Origin of the sequence: Pantoea sp. Ap-967, assembly GCF_011752565.1 — a bacterium.
In the GTDB taxonomy this organism is placed as follows: Bacteria; Pseudomonadota; Gammaproteobacteria; order Pseudomonadales; family Pseudomonadaceae; genus Aquipseudomonas.
Map to the genome: position 1 here is coordinate 12,408 of NZ_VWXK01000004.1, position 15,956 is coordinate 28,363.

The window sequence follows — 15,956 nt, forward strand, 5'->3', positions numbered from 1 at the left end:
CAATGGAAGAAGGATCTGCCATGCACCTCACCCACCGCCCCGTTCAGCCCGGCGACATTCCCGTGATCTGCTGCTTCCCCCAGGGCCCGGACGAGCTGTTCTACATGTTCCCCAAGGCCACCTACCCGCTCACCCCCTTGCAACTGAGCGACGCCATCGCCCAGCGCAGCGCCTCCATCGTAGTCGAAGGCCAGGGCCTGGTGCTGGGCTTTGCCAACTTCTACAAGGCCGAACACGGCGGTGTGTGCGCCCTTGGCAACCTGGTGGTGGCCCCTGCCGCACGCGGGCATGGCGTCGCCCGCTACCTGGTGCAGTGCATGATCAACCTGGCCCGCGAGCAGTTCGCCGCACGGGAGTTGTGGGTGTCGTGCTTCAACCACAACACCGCAGGGTTGCTGCTTTATCCACAGCTGGGGTTCGTGCCGTTTGGCGTTGAAGAACGCCAGACATGGGATGGCACCCGCGTGGCGCTGGTGCAAATGAAGCAGGTATTGGGCTAGCGGGAGGTGGCATGAGGCTGTACGAGAAGGTCTACACCCAAGGCACGAATGACTTTCAGAACGGTGTCGAACCGAGGCTTTGCGCCCGGGCTCAAGGCTTTGTACAGGCTTTCCCTGCCCAGGCCGCTGTCGCTGGCGATCTGGGTCATCCCTCGCGCACGTGCGATATGGCCCAATGCCCGGATGATTTCTTCGGTATCCCCGTCCGATAGCACTTGGCTAAGGTACTCGCTGATTGCCTCATCGCTGTTCAGCAAGGCTGCCATATCGAACGGAATTAGCTTTTCACTCATTTCATATCCTCCAACAGCTTTCTGGCTTCAGGTTCCAGCCTGGCTCGCCTCAAAGGAAATGGGAATTCAGAGCGATCTTTAAACGTGGTCAGAATTGTCTCTGTGCTTCCGCTATAAAATCCTTTGCAACATTCCCCCTCGAAGCTTCAATCCCCTCCGACCTCAGAGTGTTCACGCCCTGGGTTTCGAGGTTTCCCGTGTGAAAGACGCCATCGCACGCAAATACTCGTGTGGAGGGGATGTGGTGAGGTCGCGCAGGTCAGACGCGCACATAGCGCTGGCGCAGTACATCACTCAGCGCATCCACCAGCAATACCAGCACCAGCATGGCCAGGATCACCGTGCTGGCCTGGGCCTCCTGGAACAGGCTGAGGGTGGTGTAGAGCATCTGCCCCAGCCCACCAGCACCCACAAGGCCCAGCACGCTGGCCATGCGGATGTTGTTCTCCCAGCGGTACAAGCTATAGGCCAGCCATTGCGGCCACAGGTTCGGCAAGGTGCCATAGCAGAACGCCGCCAACTGCCCGCCACCTTGCAGGCGAATCGCCGCCACGGGTTCCACCGGCGCATTCTCCAGCGCCTCGGCGAACAAGCGCCCCAGCACCCCCGAGGTATGCAGGGCCAACGCCAGCGTACCGGCGTTCGGCCCCAGCCCCGCCGCCAGCACGGTCAACGCCGCCCACACCAGCTCCGGAATGGCCCGCAGGGCATTGAGCAGCAGCCGCGACAGCGCTTGCAGCAGCCCGCCGAAACGCCCCGCAGCCGGCAACGCCAGCAGCGTCCCCAGCAGCATGGCCAACAATGTGCCCAGCCCCGACATGGCCAGCGTTTCCAACGTACCCCCGGCCACCGCCTGCAAGTGCTCGGCAGAAAAGTCCGGGTGCAGGAAGCGCGCGGCATATTCGCCCATCTGCCCCAGGCCGCCGTCCCCCACCAGCGAGTGCAGGTCCAGTTGCAAGTAGCCGAACGCGCCCACCACCGCCGCCACAATGGCCGCGATCACCAGCAGGTTGAGCACCCGGTTCATGCCAGCCGCCCGCGCAACAAGCGGCTCAGCCCATCAGCCAGCAGCACCAGCCCCAGAAACGCCAGCAGCATGCTTGCCACCTCGCCACCGGCGAACATGCGCATGGACAGGTCGATCTGCTGGCCCAGGCCACCGGCCCCGACGAAGCCCATCACCACCGAAGCGCGCACCGCGCACTCCCAGCGGTACACGGTGTAGGACACCACCTCTGCCGAAGCACTGGGCAGAATGCCGTAGCAGAACGCGGCCAGCCGCCCGCTGCCGGCTTGCAACAAGGCATGCGCCGGGCGCTGGTCGACCGACTCGAAAATCTCGGCGTAAACCTTGCCGAGCATGCCGCTGTAGGTGATGGCGATGGCCAGCACCCCAGCGGTTGGCCCCAGGCCAACGGCACGCACGAACAGCAATGCCCAGACGATCTCCGGCACGCTGCGCAGGAAGATCAGCACGCCACGCACCGGCAGGCGCAGCAGCCGCGACCACACCCCGGCATGGCCACCCCGGGAGGCCGCACGCAGCGACAACGCCCGGCTGGCCAGCAGGCTGGCCGGAACCGCCAGCAACAGCGCCAGGGCCATGCCAGCGGTGGCGACCGCCAGGGTTTGCAAGGTGGCTTCGTACAGCAGCTTGAGGAATTCATCGCCATGGGCCGGTGGCCAGAACGCGCCGGTGAAGCTGGCGATCTGCTGACGGTTGTGCGCCTGCAGCAGCACCCACGGGTTCAGTTCGCTCAAGCGCAGCCCAGGCCACAACACCGCCAGCGCCAGCAGGGCCAACAGCAGGCGCGGCCAGGCGGCAGGGTCGCGGGCACCGGCCTTCAGCATCGCGGAATCTGCACTGTCACCGCAGCCCTCTGGCTTGCGGTTGGCGAGGCCAGCTGCTCGTTGGCGTACAAGCCCGCGAGCAACGCCTCGGTCACCGCCTGGGCCGGGCAGTCGAACACCACATCGCCTTCACGGATGCCGATGATTCGGGGGAAATGCGCCAAGGCCAGTTCAACAGCATGCAGGCTGGCCACCAGAGTGACGCCATTGGCTTGGGCATGGCGGTTGAGCAACGCCAGGCTGTGCTCGGCCAGCACCGGGTCCATCGCCGACACCGGCTCATCGGCCAACAGCAAGTCCGGGCGCTGGTACAGCACCCGGGCAATACCCACGCGCTGCAACTGCCCGCCCGACAGTTGCCCGCACTGCACGAACAGCTTTTCGGCCAACCCCAACTCGGCCAACACCTGACGCGCACCAGGCACATCGGTCGGGTGCAGCAGGTTGAACAACCCGCGCAATAGGCCCCACTGCCCCAAGCGCCCTGCCAGTACCGCCGTTACCACGCGCTGGCGTGGCGGCAGCGGCGGCGCCTGGTGCACCAGGCCAATTCGCGCACGCAGGCGCTGGCGTGCCCGGGCCGACAGCGCCCAAGGCTGCTCGCCCAACACCTCCAACTGGCCGCTGCTCGGTTGCAACGCCGTGGCCATCAACTGCAGCAGGCTGGACTTGCCCGCCCCGGAGGGGCCGATGATCGCCACCCGCTCACCCTTGCCGATGCGCAGGCTCACCGCGCCGAGCGCACGCACCTGGCCATGGCGCAGGCCCGCGCCCTGCACATGCAGTGTCACTTGAGCAGGCCGGCCTCACGCGCGGCTTGTTCGGTGCCCACATAGTTTTCCGGCCGCGTCTCGATGAAGCGGCTGGCCGCCTGCAGGTCGAGGATGGCCCTCTGCTCCGGGTTGGCCGGGTCCAGGTCGAGGAAGGCTTGCTTGATCTTGGCCTTGAGCGCCGGGTCCATGTTGCCGCGCACCGTCCAGTTGTAGTCGTAGTAGGCCGGCGTGGTGGCGAACACTTTCACCTTGCTGGTATCGACCTTGCCAGCATCGACCAGCTTCTGCCACACGCTGGCATTGAGCACCCCACCGTCGACCTTGCCCGCCTGCACCCAGGCCACGGTGGCATCGTGGGCGCCGGAATAGGCCACACGGCTGAAGTAGCTCTCAGGCTTGATGTTGTCTTCCTTGAGCATGAAGTAGCGCGGCATCAGGCTGCCGGAGGTGGAGGAGATGGAGCCGAAGGCGAACGACTTGCCCTTGAGGTCGGCCAGGCTCTTCACCTCGGGGTTGGCGGTGATGAACTTGGAGGTGAACTGGGCGTCCTGCTCGCGCTGCACCAGTGGCGTGGCGCTGGGGTCTTTGAGGTGCACCTGAACGAAGGTGAAGCCACCCAGCCAGGCCAGGTCCAGGCGGTTGCTGGCCAGCGCCTCGACCACCGCCGGGTAGTCGGCCACCGGCACGAACTTCACCTCCATGCCCAGCTGCTGCGACAGGTACTTGCCCAGTGGCTCGAACTTGCGCAGCAGTTCGGTCGGCGCCTCATCGGGAATGGCACTGACCCGCAAGGTTTCTGCAGCCTGGGCAACAACGGCGCAGCACGACAGCACAAGGCCGGCGGCCAGCGCCAGGGAGCGATTGAGCATGGCAATTCTCCGGGGCGGTTGCAGACGAAGCCGGCGGTGGTGCCGACGCAGGGAAGTATAAGAGGCCCGGGCGCGATGGCCAGTTTTGCTAAACTCGCGCAACGACTCACCCCTTCGCGAGGTGCTTATGAGCGAGCCGATCCGCCTGACCCAGTACAGCCACGGTGCCGGATGTGGCTGCAAGATCTCTCCCAAGGTGCTGGACGTGATCCTCGCCGAGAGCGGCGCCCAGGCCCTGGACCCGAAGCTATGGGTGGGCAATGCCTCACGTGACGATGCGGCGGTGTACGCACTGGACGACGAGCGCGGGGTGGTGTCGACCACCGACTTCTTCATGCCCATCGTCGATGACCCTTACGACTTCGGCCGCATCGCCGCCACCAACGCCATCAGCGATATCTACGCCATGGGCGGCGACCCATTGATGGCCATTGCCATCCTCGGCTGGCCGATCAATGTGCTGGCCCCGGAAGTGGCCCGTGAAGTGATTCGCGGTGGCCGCGCCGCGTGCGCCGAAGCGGGCATCCCCCTGGCCGGCGGCCATTCCATCGACGCCCCGGAACCGATCTTCGGCCTGGCCGTCACCGGTGTGGTCAGCAAGCGCCACCTCAAGCGCAACGACACTGCAACCGCCGGTTGCCGCCTGTACCTGACCAAGCCGCTGGGCATCGGCATTCTCACCACGGCCGAGAAGAAGGCCAGGCTGCGTGAGCAGGACCAGGGGGTAGCGCGGGACTGGATGTGTAGGCTGAACACACCGGGTAGCCGTTTCGGCAAGCTCGACGGGGTCAAGGCGATGACCGACGTCACCGGCTTCGGCCTGCTTGGCCACTTGGTGGAGCTGGCCGAGGGCAGCGGCCTGACCGCGCACTTGGATTATGCCGCCGTGCCGCGTCTGCCGAGCGTGGAGCATTACCTGGCCGAAGGCTGCATTCCCGGCGGCACCCTGCGCAACTACGACAGTTACGGGCACAAGCTCGGCGCGCTGAGCGAGGCGCAGAAACATCTGCTGTGCGACCCGCAGACCAGCGGCGGGCTGCTGGTGGCCGTGGCCCCGGAGGGGGAAGCGGAGTTCTTGGCTGTGGCGGTTGAACTGGGCCTGAAGCTGGCGCCGATTGGCCGGTTGGTGGGGCGACAGGCGCACGCGGTGGAGGTTGCCTGAAGCGCGCCGCCTGGGCGGCGCATCGCGAGCTTTGCTCGCTCCTACGGGGGGCCAGGCCGACCCTGCGCAGATCTCGTAGGAGCGAGCGCAGCTCGCGATGCGCCGCGCAGCGGCGCTTGTCCCCTGCCCTCAATAAGTCCCGCGCAAGGTCACCATGAAGTTACGCGGCTCGCCATAATAGTTGCCATAGGTCGAAGTCCCGACCGTCTCGTAATACTTCTTGTCGAACAGGTTGTTGCCGTTGAGCGTCACGTTCCAGTGATCGTCCACCCGGTAGTCAAGCAACGCATTCCAGATCGCATAGCCGCTCTGTTGGTAGTCGAACGCCACCGTCTGCCCGCCAGTGACCGCCGTACCACTGGTGTAGGTCGCGCTCTGCACCTGCACGCCGCCGCCCACCTTGAAATCGCTGAGCACGCCAGGCAGGCGGTAGGTGGTGTAGAGCTTGAACAGGTGCTTGGGCGTCACCGTGCTCAGGGGCGAGTCGGCCGTGCGGTTGCGGTTGAGGTTGAAGGTGTAGCCCCCCACCAGCATCCAGTCCGGCAGCAGCTCGCCGGACATCTCCACATCCACACCCTTGCTCACCACCTTGCCAGTGGAGACGTAGCAGCAACTGCCCGAGAAGCCAGCACTGGTGAAGGCGTAGGCCGGGTCCTGCACCGCCTCGTTTTCGCGGGTGGTGTAGTACAGCGCCACACTGGTGTTCACCGCCCCATTGAACAGCTCACCCTTCAGGCCCGTCTCGTAGGTTTTGCCGGTCATCGGCTCCAGCGCGGTGCTCGAACCTTCCGGGCCGGCCAGGCGGCTCGATTGCGGCTTGAAGATTTCCGCATAGCTGGCGTAGGCCGACCATTGATCGTCCAGGTCGTAGACCAACCCGGCGAACGGCGTGACCTTGGTGCCGATGCGCTGCTCGGGGCTGGAAACGCTCGCTGGCGTGGTCAGCGCATTGGTGTAGGTTTGCCAGAAGTGGAAACGCTGGGCGCGCGCGCCGAGAATTACGTGCAGCGGCTCGGCCAGTTGCAGGCGCAGGCTGCCGTACAGGCCATATTGGCGCTGCGAGTTGGGGCTGTAGTCGCGCAGGTACGGCTGCGCATTGCCCGGGTTTTCGAACGCTGTGCTGCCTGGGTCGAACAGGTTGGCCGGCGCGCCCGAAGCGGCAAACGGCGCCGTGCCCTGCCAACGGCTGTCGATACGCTGGTAGTCGGCACCGAACACCACTTCATGATCCAGGCCAAATGCCTGGAAGTGGCCGGAAACGTTACCGTCGTACAACTGCTGTTCGTTTTCCTGGCGAACCCGGGTGCCGTACCAGGTCGCCCCGGTGCCGGTGGCGGCATTGACCGCGTTCAGGGTGGTGGCGCTCTTGAACAGGCCCAGGTCCCAGGTGTTGGTGTAGCTCAGGTTGAGCTTCCAGTCGTCGTTGAAGCGGTGGTCGACCTTGGCGAAGTATTCGCGCGCCGTGGCGTCGAGGTAAGCCCATTTCTGCGTCAGGCCCGTGTGCCGTGGCAAGTTCAGGTCGGCACCGTTGCTGTAGCGCGGCAGCGAGTTGTTGGTGCCGGTTTCGTGGGCCTTGTTGTAACGCGCGCCAAAGGTAAGCAGGGTGTCGTCGGTAACATCTGCTTCGAGCACACCGTAGGCCAGGGGCCGTTCGGTGGCGCGGTTGTCATAGAAGTACTGGCGGTCGGTATTGGCCAGCACCAACCGCCCACGCAGGCGGCCATCCCAACCCAGCGGCCCGGACAAGTCGATTTCCTGGCGATAGTTGTCCCAGGTGCCGGCCGAGAGGGTCAGCTTGAGCTGGTTGAAGGCGGTGGGCCGCTTGCGCACCAGGTTGATGATGCCACCTGGGTCGCCGGTGCCACCGTACAAGGCCGAGGTGCCGCGCAGCACCTCGACGTGGTCGAATTCGGCCATGTCGAAGATGTTCGACGAGTAGAACGAGCCCATGGCAGTACCGAGCGACTGGGGGGCGGCGCCGTCGATCTGCAGGTTCTGGATGCTGAACCCGCGCGAGAAGAAGTCCTGGGTACGGAAAGTGGTGCTCTGGGTGACGATGCCTGGGGTCACCTTCATCACCTGGTTGATGTCGGTCAGTTGCTGGTCTTCCATCAACTGGCGGGTCACCGTCGACACCGACTGCGGCGTCTGGCGCAGGCTGGTGGGGCTCTTGGAGCCCACGCTGATCAGCCCCGGGGCGTAGGAGCCTGTGTTCTCGGTACTTTCGCCCATGCCCTGCCCCGCCACGGTGGTGGCGCTCAGCTCCACGACTTCGCCACCGGCTGCAGCCTGCGGCTCGGCCACCAGGCGGTAGCCATTGCCGCTGCGCTCGCTGCGGTAGCCACTGCCGGCCAGCAGCACGGCAAAGCCGCTGTCGACCGAATACAGCCCTTGCAGGCCCGCGCTGTGCTGGCCGGCCAAGGCTTCGGACGGAAATGCCAGCGGCACGCCGGCCTGCTGGGCGAACTGGCCGAGCACCTGGGCCAGGTTGCCCGCCGGTACATCGAAGTTGCGGCGGGCAGCTTCCTCGGCCACGGCGGGCAGGGCCAGGGCTGGCAGCACCAGGCCGGCGCAGGCCAGGCGCAGGCACAGCGCCAGCGGGCTGAGGGAGGGTTGGCCTGTGAATCGGCGCATGATCGAACGGCTCCTTTGCTTGTCTTTTAGGGTGTTGGCCTCTTGTTTGACGGGCCATGCCAAAAAAGCGGAACCGTGAATTTCACTGCACTTGGGGCAGGCGCTCGACCGTGGTCCACCAACGCCCCACGCCGCCAATGCGAATTGGCAACGCTTCGGCCAACAAGCGCAGGGCGCGCTCGCTGTCATCCAACGGCAGTACCGCCGACACCTTCAGCCCCTGCATCGCCTGGCGGTCGAAGCGCAACACGCCTCGACGTTGCGCGGCCAGTGCATCGAGCACTTGGTCCAGCGGCACGCCGTCGGCCACCAGCTGGTGGTGTTGCCAGGCCTGCTCGACCCGTTGCGGGTCAACCGCCGGTAACGGCCCGAGGCCATCGCGGGCAACCCAGGCCCGCTCACCGCGCCCGGCCACCAACTGGTCGCCAGACACCGCACTACGGGCCTCGACCCGCGATTCGAGCATGGTCAGCTCACTGCGCCCAGTGCTACGGCTGACCACAAAGCGAGTGCCCAGGGCGCGGAAACTGCCCTCTTCTGTCAGCACCAACAATGGCCGCGCCGCGTCATGGGCCACTTCGATCAGAATTTGCCCCTGGCGCAAGCGGATACGCCGCTCGCTGGCGGTGAACTGCACATCGACCACGGCGTTGCCGGCCAGGGTAAGGTGCGAGCCATCGGCCAGCACTTCGCTGCGCCACTCGCCAGGTTCCGTGTGCAAGTCGGCGAACCAGGTGGGCGGGGTGACACCGGTGAACGGCAGCGCGCCCAGTACCGACGCCGCCAGCACCAGGCCGATGACAGCGCGGCGGCTGAGCGATGGCGGGCGGGCGCCCTGCGCCGCCACCTTGAGCGCTGCCGCCACCGGCTGGCGCTGCGGGCGCAGGGCCTGCAACTGGCTGACCACGCCCTGCATGCGCTGCAGGGTGGCCTGATGGCGGGGGTCGGCATTCAGCCAAGCCTGGAATTCAACCTGCTCCTCGGCATCCAGGTCACCCTCGCCCAGGCGCAGCACCCACTCGGCTGCTTGTTCCTCGATGCTCACGGTTCGGCGTAATCCATCGAGCGATGGCAGTGCACCAGGGCCTGTGCCAGGTATTTGCGCACCATGCGTGTGGATATCTGCAGGCGTTCGGCGATCTGCGGTTGGCTCAACTCGTCCAGGTAATAACTGACGAAGGCCTCGCGGGCCTTGGGCTGCAGGCCCTCCAGCAGAAAGGCGATCTGCTCCAGGGCCTGCAGGGTGATATGAACCTGCTCGGGCGACTGGTGCCCTTCCAGGGCCTCGGCGGCCAGCGCCAGTTCAGCCAGGTAAGCCTGTTCGATCTGCTGGCGCCGCGCCCGGTCGATCAACAACCGCCGCGCCGTGGTGCTCAGGAAGGCACGCGGTTCACGCATGCTCAGCAGCGCATCGCGCGAGGCGAGGATACGCACGAAGGTGTCCTGTGCCAGGTCGGCGGCATTGTGCGGGCAACGCAACTTTCGCCGCAGCCAGCCGAACAGCCAGCCGTGGTGCTCGCTGTACAACTGGTCAAGCGGGTACGGGGTGTCGGCAGAAGGCATGGTGCACCGCGGCGTAAGTGAGAATTGTTACCGGATAGTAGCTATTCGCCGTCTCACTATGCAACCTACTGCCCGGGGCTGAGTACTCGCTCCAGCTCCGCCGCCCGCTCGCGGGTCTGGTCCAGCACGCACATGCCACCTTCCAATTGCGCCAGGGTCCCGCCGCTGGCCTGCACATGGAACTTGCAATTGGCATCGCGATACGCGATCCATTGGCGCTGCACATCGCGCAGACTCTTTTGCGGTGCCGCGCCCAGCTTCGCCATCAGTTGTTTGTAAACCCGGTTCAGGCGGTCGTCCTGCAGCTTGGTTTCGGCCTGGATGCACGCGCTCATGGCCACTGTACTGGAGGCCTTGTCCATGCACTGGGCATACGCCGGCGAGTTGTCGTCGGCCAACGCGAGCGGCGCGCAAAAGGCCAGGGCCATCAGGTAATGTTTCATCGCTCATCCCTCTAAAGCGTTTGTACAGGCTCAGGCGGCATCAGCACCCTGCCCGGTTCGAATTGCAATGCTGGCATTTGGGTCGCCGCATAGGCGGTAACCGCCAGCCCCGCAACCAGCGCGACATCCAGCCAGTTCCACGCCGGTACATCGGCACTGCTGCGGGCGCGCCAGCACTGCCAGGCCTGGCCTGCGCAGAACACCACAATCGCCGCCAGCCACAGGTAGAAGCCTGCGCCGAAGCCGATGCGGTGGGTGAATTCGTAGCTGATATTGTCCGGCAGCCGCTCGATACCGAAGCTGCTGGCGGCCAGGTACAAGGCGGCCAGGCCAAGCAGCAGGGCCAACCTGCGCAGGCGCCGATGGCAGAGGATGGCCACCGCCAACAGCGGGTTGGCAAACCACTGGAACATGCCGAAGGGGATGCCCCACGGGCCGTATAGGAACATCTGCAGCGCTGGCATATGGCGCCCAGCAGTCATCACGGCGCCGTCGAAGGCCAGGCTGAGCAGGTACAGCGCCAGGCTGAGCGTGAGGTAGAAGGCCGGTAAACGGGCGCCCAGGCTCATGCGACAGGGGGCTCCAGCAGCAGGCCATACAGGCCCGAGTCGGACAACTCGCCGGCCACGCACCAGCGTGCGCGCAGCGTGCCTTCAAGCACGAAGCCCTGGCGTTCGAGGGTACGGGCCGAGCCTTGGTTGCGTGGGTCGATCTCGCCTTCCAGGCGGCGCATGTGCAAGGTGTGGGCGAGGTAGTCGATGAAGCAGGTCAGCGCTTCGTCCATGTAGCCACGGCCTTGCACGGCGCTGGCCAGGCAGTAGCCGATCTCCCCGCGGCGGGAGATGTCATCGATATTGAACAGCTGGACCATGCCGATGAGTTCGCCGTTGTCGCGGCGATACATGCCCAGCTTGAGCTGGTCGCCATTGGCGTAGGCTTCGCGGTCGGCGGCCAGGGCGCTTTCGGCTTCGGCCAGGTTTTGCCAGGGTGCGTGGTGCCAGTAACGCATGACCTCGGGGTCGGCCATGATCGCCAGCCATTGCGCGGCGTCGGCATGGCGCATGGGGCGCAATTGCAGGCGCGGGCTGTCGAGGCAGAGGTCAGTGGGGAAACTGCGGGGTGGGGTCACGCCGGATCTCCTGTCCATTGCTGGGGAGATGACAGTTTAACGTCATGTGGAGACCGTGGGGGTATGTCTTGAGGGGTGTGTTGATGCGCACATCGAGCGCCGCCCACGCGGCGCATCGCAGGCAAGCCTGCTCCTACAAAGGGCCGCGCGCGGTGGCCACATGAGCACTGGCCCGAAACAGATGTAGGAGCAGGCTTGCCTGCGATGCGCCGCGCGGGCGGCGCTCGATCTCTCAGGCGCTGAAGATATTGTGGCAGGCACCTGGTGGCCCTGACGCAATCTCCCTGCCCACCGCCCGAAACACCACGAACCAAATCCCCCAAACCACCCTACTCCAACCGCTATAGCCTAAAGAACAAACCATCACGAGGAAGGGAACATGGATCGTCCCCACGCAAGGCACCTGCGATTAGGCCGTTTTTCAGAAACCAGCCGACTGTACCTGCTCACCAGCATCACTCAGTCGAGAAGACGAATTTTCCGGGATTTACGGTCGGCCCGACTGTTGGTGGGCGCATTGCGCCAAGCGCAAGAAGAAGGCGCGGTCAGATCACTTGCCTGGGTAGTGATGCCCGATCATTTCCACTGGCTGATCGAGCTCGGCCCAATCAGCCTGATGCGGCTTATGCGCAGAGTGAAATCACGCAGCACCATGATGATAAACCACCACAACCATCAATCTGGACAGCTCTGGCAAAGGGGCTTCCATGACCACGCCTTGCGCAAAGACGAGGATGTGCAAGCGGTAGCGCGGTACATCATCATGAACCCCGTGCGAGCCGGGCTGGTTACAAGTGTCAGGCATTATTCACATTGGGACGCACTATGGCTGTGATGCCGCCGCGAACACGTAACCGCCAGATCAGGCCACCTCTGCCCCATCATCCGGCCAATGCGGCTCATTGGCCTCCGGCGGGGTCAGCGGTGGCAGCCCGTAGGCCGCTCGTGCATCGTCGCAGCTGGGGTTGTGCACCCCACCCTCCCACGACGCGTCGAACTCGCGGCAGGGGCTGGAGCGGTTGGCGTAGATGGTGCACGCCACCTCCTGGCCAATCTCACCCTGCAGGCTGACGCAGCGGCAAGGCTTGGCATCGGTGCCGATCATCGCGACCCGCGTCGGGTTGATCTGCACCACCAGGTCATCCGGCACCACACCGCCGGCAGACTGGCATTCACCCCAAAAGAAGGACACACGGAAAAACCCGCAGCAGGCGCCGCAGTCAAGGCAAGGGTTATATTCGGACATGATGGCACGGAGGGAAGGTTGTTGTTATCGGGGCTGGGCCCGCGCGCCATTTGTAATCGAAGCCAGCTCGGCTGAGAAGAGGGGTACAGCAAAAATAGTTGGCCGCTGATCGGCATTAGCCGGGCCCACCGCAGCAGGCCCGGGTAATGCATTACTTGCGGCTCAGGCCATCGGCCCGGAACATCTGGCGGATGCCGCGAATCGCCTGGCGAATGCGGTCTGGGTTTTCGATCAGGGCGAAGCGCACATGGTCGTCGCCATAGTCGCCGAAGCCGATGCCCGGCGACACACACACCTTGGCCTCGGCCAGCAGCTTCTTGGCGAACTCCAGCGAACCCAGGTGGGCGTACTGCTCAGGAATCTTCGCCCAGACGTACATCGACGCCTTGGGGTTCTCGACCATCCAGCCCAGCTCGTGCAGGCCCTTGACCAGCAGGTTACGGCGCTGGCGGTACTGCTCGGCGATATCGCGCACACACTGCTGGTCGCCCTCCAGCGCAGCGATGGCCGCCACCTGCAGCGGGGTGAAGGTGCCGTAGTCGTGGTAGCTCTTGATCCGCGCCAGGGCGCTGACCAGCTCAGGGTTGCCGACCATGAAGCCAATCCGCCAGCCGGCCATGTTGTAGCTCTTGGACAAGGTGAAGAACTCCACCGCAATGTCCTTGGCGCCCGGCACCTGCATGATCGACGGGGCCTTCCAGCCGTCGTAGACGATGTCGGCATAGGCCAGGTCGTGTACCACCAGCACATCGTACTGCTTGGCCAGGGCCACCACGCGCTCGAAGAAGTCCAGCTCCACGCACTGGGCGGTGGGGTTGGACGGGAAGCCGAGGATCATCATCTTGGGCTTTGGAATCGACTCGCGAATCGCCCGCTCAAGCTCGTTGAAGAAGTCCACGCCCGGCACCAACGGCACGGAACGCACCTGGGCACCGGCAATCACCGCGCCATAGATATGGATGGGGTAACTGGGGTTGGGCACCAGCACCGTGTCGCCCTGGTCGAGGGTGGCCAGCATCAGGTGGGCCAGGCCCTCTTTCGAGCCGATGGTGACGATGGCTTCGCTTTCCGGGTCGATATCGACCGCGTAGCGTTCCTGGTACCAGTTGGAGATGGCCCGGCGCAGGCGCGGGATGCCGCGGGACGTGGAGTAGCCATGGGTGTCTTCGCGCTGGGCAACCTGCACCAGCTTCTCGACGATGTGCGGCGGGGTGGCGCCATCGGGGTTGCCCATGCTCAGGTCGATGATGTCTTCGCCACGGCGGCGGGCGGCCATCTTGAGCTCGGCGGTGATGTTGAAGACGTAGGGGGGAAGACGATCGATGCGCGCAAAACGGCGCGGCGAACCTGGATTGGCCATGGTTTCCTCTGGAGACGTAAGCGCCCGGAACCGTCCGAGCGACGCTGGCTGCTGTGTGGCGGCCTAAGTCAGAAGATAGTGCCGAAAGAGGATGTGTGTAAAGGGCAATTTCCTGTTTTGTTATGATTTTTTAGTCTTATTTTTTGAAAATCAGAGGTTTACGTTTTCAGGGCCGGCCTCTTCGCGGGCAAGCCCGCTCCCACAGGGGCTGCACAGGATAACGCCCATAAAAAAACCCGGTACATGGCCGGGTTTTCGTGAAGCAGGCACCTCGATCAGCGCGCGTAGGTCATCAGCACGTCGGCTGCGGTCTGGCTGTCCACCGACATCATCACGCTCAGGGCGGTGACGGTGAGGATGGAGAAGCCGAACACCTTGCGCGCCCACTTGCTGTCGTCCTCGGCCTTGTAGCCACCCCAGGCCATGTACAGCCAGTACAGGCCCATGGCAGCTGCCACGGCCAGGTAGCCGAGGCCGGCGTAACCGCCGAGGGTGAGCATCAGGGTGGCGAGCACGAAGGCCAGCACGTACAGCACGATCTGCTTCTTCGCAGCCAGCACGCCACGTGCCACCGGCAGAACCGGGATGTTGGCAGCGCTGTAGTCCTTGAAGCGGAAGATCGCGATGGCGAAGCTGTGCGGCATCTGCCACAGGCTGAACATCACCAGCAGGGTCACCGCAGCCAGGTCGAAGCTGTTGCTCACGGCGCAGTAGCCGATCACCGGAGGCATGGCACCGGACAGGCTGCCAACCAAGGTGCCGTGCACCGATTTGCGCTTCAGCCACAGGCTGTAGAAACCGACGTAGACGATGAAGCCTACCGCCGCGCAGAACGCCGACAGCGGGTTGGCCTGGACATACAGCAGGCTGAAGCCCGCCACCCCAAGCAGGGTGGCGTAGGCCAGCGCGAGGGTCAGCGACATGCCGCCCTGCACCATGACGCGGTTCTTGGTGCGCTCCATCTTGTGGTCGATGTCACGGTCGATGCAGTTGTTGAACACGCATCCGGACGCCACCACCAGCGAAGTACCGATCACCACCGCCAGGAACAGGGCGAAGTCCACATGGCCCTTCGAGGCAAGGAAGAAGCCGCCTGCCACGGAAAGCACGTTACCGAAAATGATCCCCGGTTTGGTGATTTGGATAAAGTGCTTAACGGACATGCAGTCTTACCTCACTTGGCCATCATTTCGAAGTGGATGCTGAACATGATCCACAGCGACAGGCCGACCAGCAGAGCGATTACCATCGCGGTGAACAGGAACGTCGACACGTTGGAACGTTGCTCTTTCGAGCGGTCCATGTGCAGGAAGTACACCAGGTGTACCACTACCTGAATCACAGCCATGGCCACGATGATCAGAACGGTCAGGTTCTTCGGCAGGCTGCCAGTCATGGCCAGGCCAAACGGGATCGCAGTCAGGATGATCGACAGGATGAAACCGATCATGTACGACTTGACGCTGCCGTGGTTACCTTCGTGATGAGTGTCGTGTGCGTTAGCCATTACAGAACTCCCAGCAGGTAGACGACGGTGAATACGCAGATCCAGACCACGTCCAGGAAGTGCCAGAACAGGCTCAGGCAGCTCATGCGGGTCTTGGCGGTCGGCGTGATGCCGTGCTTGTTGATCTGGTACATCATGATTGCCATCCAGATCAGGCCGGCGGTCACGTGCAGACCGTGGGTGCCTACCAGGGCGAAGAAGCCCGACAGGAAGCCACTGCGGGTTGGGCCGAAGCCCTCGCCGATCAGGTGATGGAATTCATAGATTTCCATCCCGATGAAGCCTGCACCGAACAGGAAGGTCACGGCCAACCAGCCCAGTACGCCTGCTTTCTTGCCAGCGAACATCTTCAGCATGGCGAAGCCGAAGGTGATCGAGGACAGCAGCAGGAACAGCGTTTCCACAGCTACGAAGTCGAGCTGGAAGATGTCGTGACCCGACGGGCCGCCGGCAAAACTGCCGGACAGCACCGCGTAGGTGGCGAAGAGCGACGCAAACAGGATGCAGTCGGTCATCAGGTACAGCCAGAAACCGAGGACGGTCATCTGGCCCGAGTCGTGGTGGTGGTCATCGTGAGCATGGTCATGACCATGCGCGCCACCGTGGATTACTTGACTGGACATTGA

19 protein-coding genes are annotated in these 15,956 nt (G+C 64.2%); 3 read left to right on the forward strand and 16 right to left on the reverse strand.

The window, feature by feature from the left end; all coding sequences use genetic code 11:
* Positions 1–20: 20 nt before the first annotated feature.
* Positions 21–500, forward strand: coding sequence for a GNAT family N-acetyltransferase (locus F3J45_RS05785; RefSeq protein ID WP_167058729.1), 480 nt, complete (start codon positions 21–23; stop codon positions 498–500).
* On the opposite strand, the gene F3J45_RS05790 is transcribed toward F3J45_RS05785, so the two are convergent.
* The 5 genes from F3J45_RS05790 to F3J45_RS05810 form a co-directional block, all read right to left on the reverse strand.
* Complete coding sequence (locus tag F3J45_RS05790; protein WP_167058733.1) at positions 497–793, reverse strand: addiction module antidote protein; 297 nt, start codon at positions 791–793, stop codon at positions 497–499. The genes F3J45_RS05785 and F3J45_RS05790 overlap by 4 nt on opposite strands.
* A 259-nt stretch (positions 794–1,052) precedes the next feature.
* Complete coding sequence (gene phnE / locus F3J45_RS05795; RefSeq protein WP_167058736.1) at positions 1,053–1,820, reverse strand: phosphonate ABC transporter, permease protein PhnE; 768 nt, start codon at positions 1,818–1,820, stop codon at positions 1,053–1,055.
* On the reverse strand, positions 1,817–2,644 hold the full coding sequence (locus F3J45_RS05800; RefSeq protein WP_167058740.1) for an ABC transporter permease: 828 nt from the start codon (positions 2,642–2,644) through the stop codon (positions 1,817–1,819). Before F3J45_RS05800 ends, phnE begins: the two co-directional genes overlap by 4 nt.
* The gene (locus tag F3J45_RS05805) at positions 2,638–3,435 is read right to left on the reverse strand and encodes an ATP-binding cassette domain-containing protein (RefSeq protein WP_167058742.1); all 798 of its coding nucleotides are present in this window, start codon (positions 3,433–3,435) and stop codon (positions 2,638–2,640) included. The genes F3J45_RS05800 and F3J45_RS05805 overlap by 7 nt, the downstream gene beginning before the upstream one ends.
* Positions 3,432–4,286 carry a putative selenate ABC transporter substrate-binding protein gene (locus F3J45_RS05810; protein WP_167058745.1) on the reverse strand — a complete coding sequence of 285 codons (855 nt, stop codon included), beginning with the start codon at positions 4,284–4,286 and terminating at the stop codon, positions 3,432–3,434. The genes F3J45_RS05805 and F3J45_RS05810 overlap by 4 nt, the downstream gene beginning before the upstream one ends.
* A 127-nt stretch (positions 4,287–4,413) precedes the next feature.
* Here F3J45_RS05810 and selD point away from each other — a divergent pair, with 127 nt between their 5' ends.
* A complete protein-coding gene (gene selD, locus F3J45_RS05815; protein WP_167058748.1) occupies positions 4,414–5,448 on the forward strand; it encodes a selenide, water dikinase SelD in 1,035 nt (344 codons plus the stop codon).
* Between the two features lie 129 nt (positions 5,449–5,577).
* Here the strand turns inward: selD and F3J45_RS05820 are convergent, their stop codons facing one another.
* The 6 genes from F3J45_RS05820 to F3J45_RS05845 all read right to left on the reverse strand — a co-directional run bounded on the left by F3J45_RS05820 (position 5,578) and on the right by F3J45_RS05845 (position 11,217).
* Positions 5,578–8,082 (reverse strand): TonB-dependent receptor, encoded by a 2,505-nt coding sequence (locus F3J45_RS05820; protein WP_167058751.1) that lies wholly within the window; start codon positions 8,080–8,082, stop codon positions 5,578–5,580.
* An 82-nt stretch (positions 8,083–8,164) separates the two neighbouring features.
* A complete protein-coding gene (locus tag F3J45_RS05825; RefSeq protein WP_167058754.1) occupies positions 8,165–9,127 on the reverse strand; it encodes a FecR domain-containing protein in 963 nt (320 codons plus the stop codon).
* The gene (locus F3J45_RS05830; protein ID WP_167058757.1) at positions 9,124–9,645 is read right to left on the reverse strand and encodes a sigma-70 family RNA polymerase sigma factor; all 522 of its coding nucleotides are present in this window, start codon (positions 9,643–9,645) and stop codon (positions 9,124–9,126) included. Before F3J45_RS05830 ends, F3J45_RS05825 begins: the two co-directional genes overlap by 4 nt.
* A gap of 65 nt (positions 9,646–9,710) precedes the next feature.
* Positions 9,711–10,088: a lysozyme inhibitor LprI family protein gene (locus tag F3J45_RS05835; RefSeq protein WP_167058760.1), complete on the reverse strand. Its 378-nt coding sequence runs from the start codon at positions 10,086–10,088 to the stop codon at positions 9,711–9,713.
* 11 nt (positions 10,089–10,099) lie between these two features.
* Positions 10,100–10,657, reverse strand: a complete 558-nt coding sequence (locus F3J45_RS05840) for a hypothetical protein (protein WP_167058763.1) — start codon at positions 10,655–10,657, stop codon at positions 10,100–10,102.
* Positions 10,654–11,217, reverse strand: coding sequence for a GNAT family N-acetyltransferase (locus F3J45_RS05845; RefSeq protein WP_167058766.1), 564 nt, complete (start codon positions 11,215–11,217; stop codon positions 10,654–10,656). Before F3J45_RS05845 ends, F3J45_RS05840 begins: the two co-directional genes overlap by 4 nt.
* A gap of 379 nt (positions 11,218–11,596) precedes the next feature.
* Here F3J45_RS05845 and F3J45_RS05850 point away from each other — a divergent pair, with 379 nt between their 5' ends.
* Positions 11,597–12,052, forward strand: a complete 456-nt coding sequence (locus F3J45_RS05850; RefSeq protein ID WP_167058769.1) for a transposase — start codon at positions 11,597–11,599, stop codon at positions 12,050–12,052.
* Between the two features lie 27 nt (positions 12,053–12,079).
* Here the strand turns inward: F3J45_RS05850 and F3J45_RS05855 are convergent, their stop codons facing one another.
* From F3J45_RS05855 to cyoC, 5 genes are all read right to left on the reverse strand, one after another.
* Complete coding sequence (locus tag F3J45_RS05855) at positions 12,080–12,463, reverse strand: YkgJ family cysteine cluster protein (RefSeq protein WP_167058772.1); 384 nt, start codon at positions 12,461–12,463, stop codon at positions 12,080–12,082.
* Between the two features lie 151 nt (positions 12,464–12,614).
* Positions 12,615–13,823, reverse strand: a complete 1,209-nt coding sequence (gene alaC / locus F3J45_RS05860; protein ID WP_167058775.1) for an alanine transaminase — start codon at positions 13,821–13,823, stop codon at positions 12,615–12,617.
* 275 nt (positions 13,824–14,098) lie between these two features.
* On the reverse strand, positions 14,099–14,986 hold the full coding sequence (gene cyoE, locus F3J45_RS05865; RefSeq protein WP_167058778.1) for a heme o synthase: 888 nt from the start codon (positions 14,984–14,986) through the stop codon (positions 14,099–14,101).
* 11 nt (positions 14,987–14,997) lie between these two features.
* Positions 14,998–15,330, reverse strand: a complete 333-nt coding sequence (gene cyoD, locus F3J45_RS05870) for a cytochrome o ubiquinol oxidase subunit IV (RefSeq protein WP_167058781.1) — start codon at positions 15,328–15,330, stop codon at positions 14,998–15,000.
* On the reverse strand, positions 15,330–15,953 hold the full coding sequence (gene cyoC / locus F3J45_RS05875; RefSeq protein WP_167058784.1) for a cytochrome o ubiquinol oxidase subunit III: 624 nt from the start codon (positions 15,951–15,953) through the stop codon (positions 15,330–15,332). Before cyoC ends, cyoD begins: the two co-directional genes overlap by 1 nt.
* Positions 15,954–15,956 lie beyond the last annotated feature (3 nt).

Excerpts from the sequence above, each read along its gene's own strand:
- F3J45_RS05810 (WP_167058745.1), bottom strand. The coding sequence starts at position 4,286 with ATGCTCAATCGCTCCCTGGCGCTGGCCGCCGGCCTTGTGCTGTCGTGC.
- F3J45_RS05790 (WP_167058733.1), bottom strand. The coding sequence starts at position 793 with ATGAGTGAAAAGCTAATTCCGTTCGATATGGCAGCCTTGCTGAACAGC.
- phnE (WP_167058736.1), bottom strand. The coding sequence starts at position 1,820 with ATGAACCGGGTGCTCAACCTGCTGGTGATCGCGGCCATTGTGGCGGCG.
- selD (WP_167058748.1), top strand. The coding sequence starts at position 4,414 with ATGAGCGAGCCGATCCGCCTGACCCAGTACAGCCACGGTGCCGGATGT.
- F3J45_RS05835 (WP_167058760.1), bottom strand. The coding sequence starts at position 10,088 with ATGAAACATTACCTGATGGCCCTGGCCTTTTGCGCGCCGCTCGCGTTG.
- F3J45_RS05840 (WP_167058763.1), bottom strand. The coding sequence starts at position 10,657 with ATGAGCCTGGGCGCCCGTTTACCGGCCTTCTACCTCACGCTCAGCCTG.
- F3J45_RS05785 (WP_167058729.1), top strand. The coding sequence starts at position 21 with ATGCACCTCACCCACCGCCCCGTTCAGCCCGGCGACATTCCCGTGATC.
- F3J45_RS05850 (WP_167058769.1), top strand. The coding sequence starts at position 11,597 with ATGGATCGTCCCCACGCAAGGCACCTGCGATTAGGCCGTTTTTCAGAA.
- cyoC (WP_167058784.1), bottom strand. The coding sequence starts at position 15,953 with ATGTCCAGTCAAGTAATCCACGGTGGCGCGCATGGTCATGACCATGCT.
- cyoE (WP_167058778.1), bottom strand. The coding sequence starts at position 14,986 with ATGTCCGTTAAGCACTTTATCCAAATCACCAAACCGGGGATCATTTTC.
- alaC (WP_167058775.1), bottom strand. The coding sequence starts at position 13,823 with ATGGCCAATCCAGGTTCGCCGCGCCGTTTTGCGCGCATCGATCGTCTT.
- F3J45_RS05855 (WP_167058772.1), bottom strand. The coding sequence starts at position 12,463 with ATGTCCGAATATAACCCTTGCCTTGACTGCGGCGCCTGCTGCGGGTTT.
- F3J45_RS05820 (WP_167058751.1), bottom strand. The coding sequence starts at position 8,082 with ATGCGCCGATTCACAGGCCAACCCTCCCTCAGCCCGCTGGCGCTGTGC.
- cyoD (WP_167058781.1), bottom strand. The coding sequence starts at position 15,330 with ATGGCTAACGCACACGACACTCATCACGAAGGTAACCACGGCAGCGTC.
- F3J45_RS05830 (WP_167058757.1), bottom strand. The coding sequence starts at position 9,645 with ATGCCTTCTGCCGACACCCCGTACCCGCTTGACCAGTTGTACAGCGAG.
- F3J45_RS05800 (WP_167058740.1), bottom strand. The coding sequence starts at position 2,644 with ATGCTGAAGGCCGGTGCCCGCGACCCTGCCGCCTGGCCGCGCCTGCTG.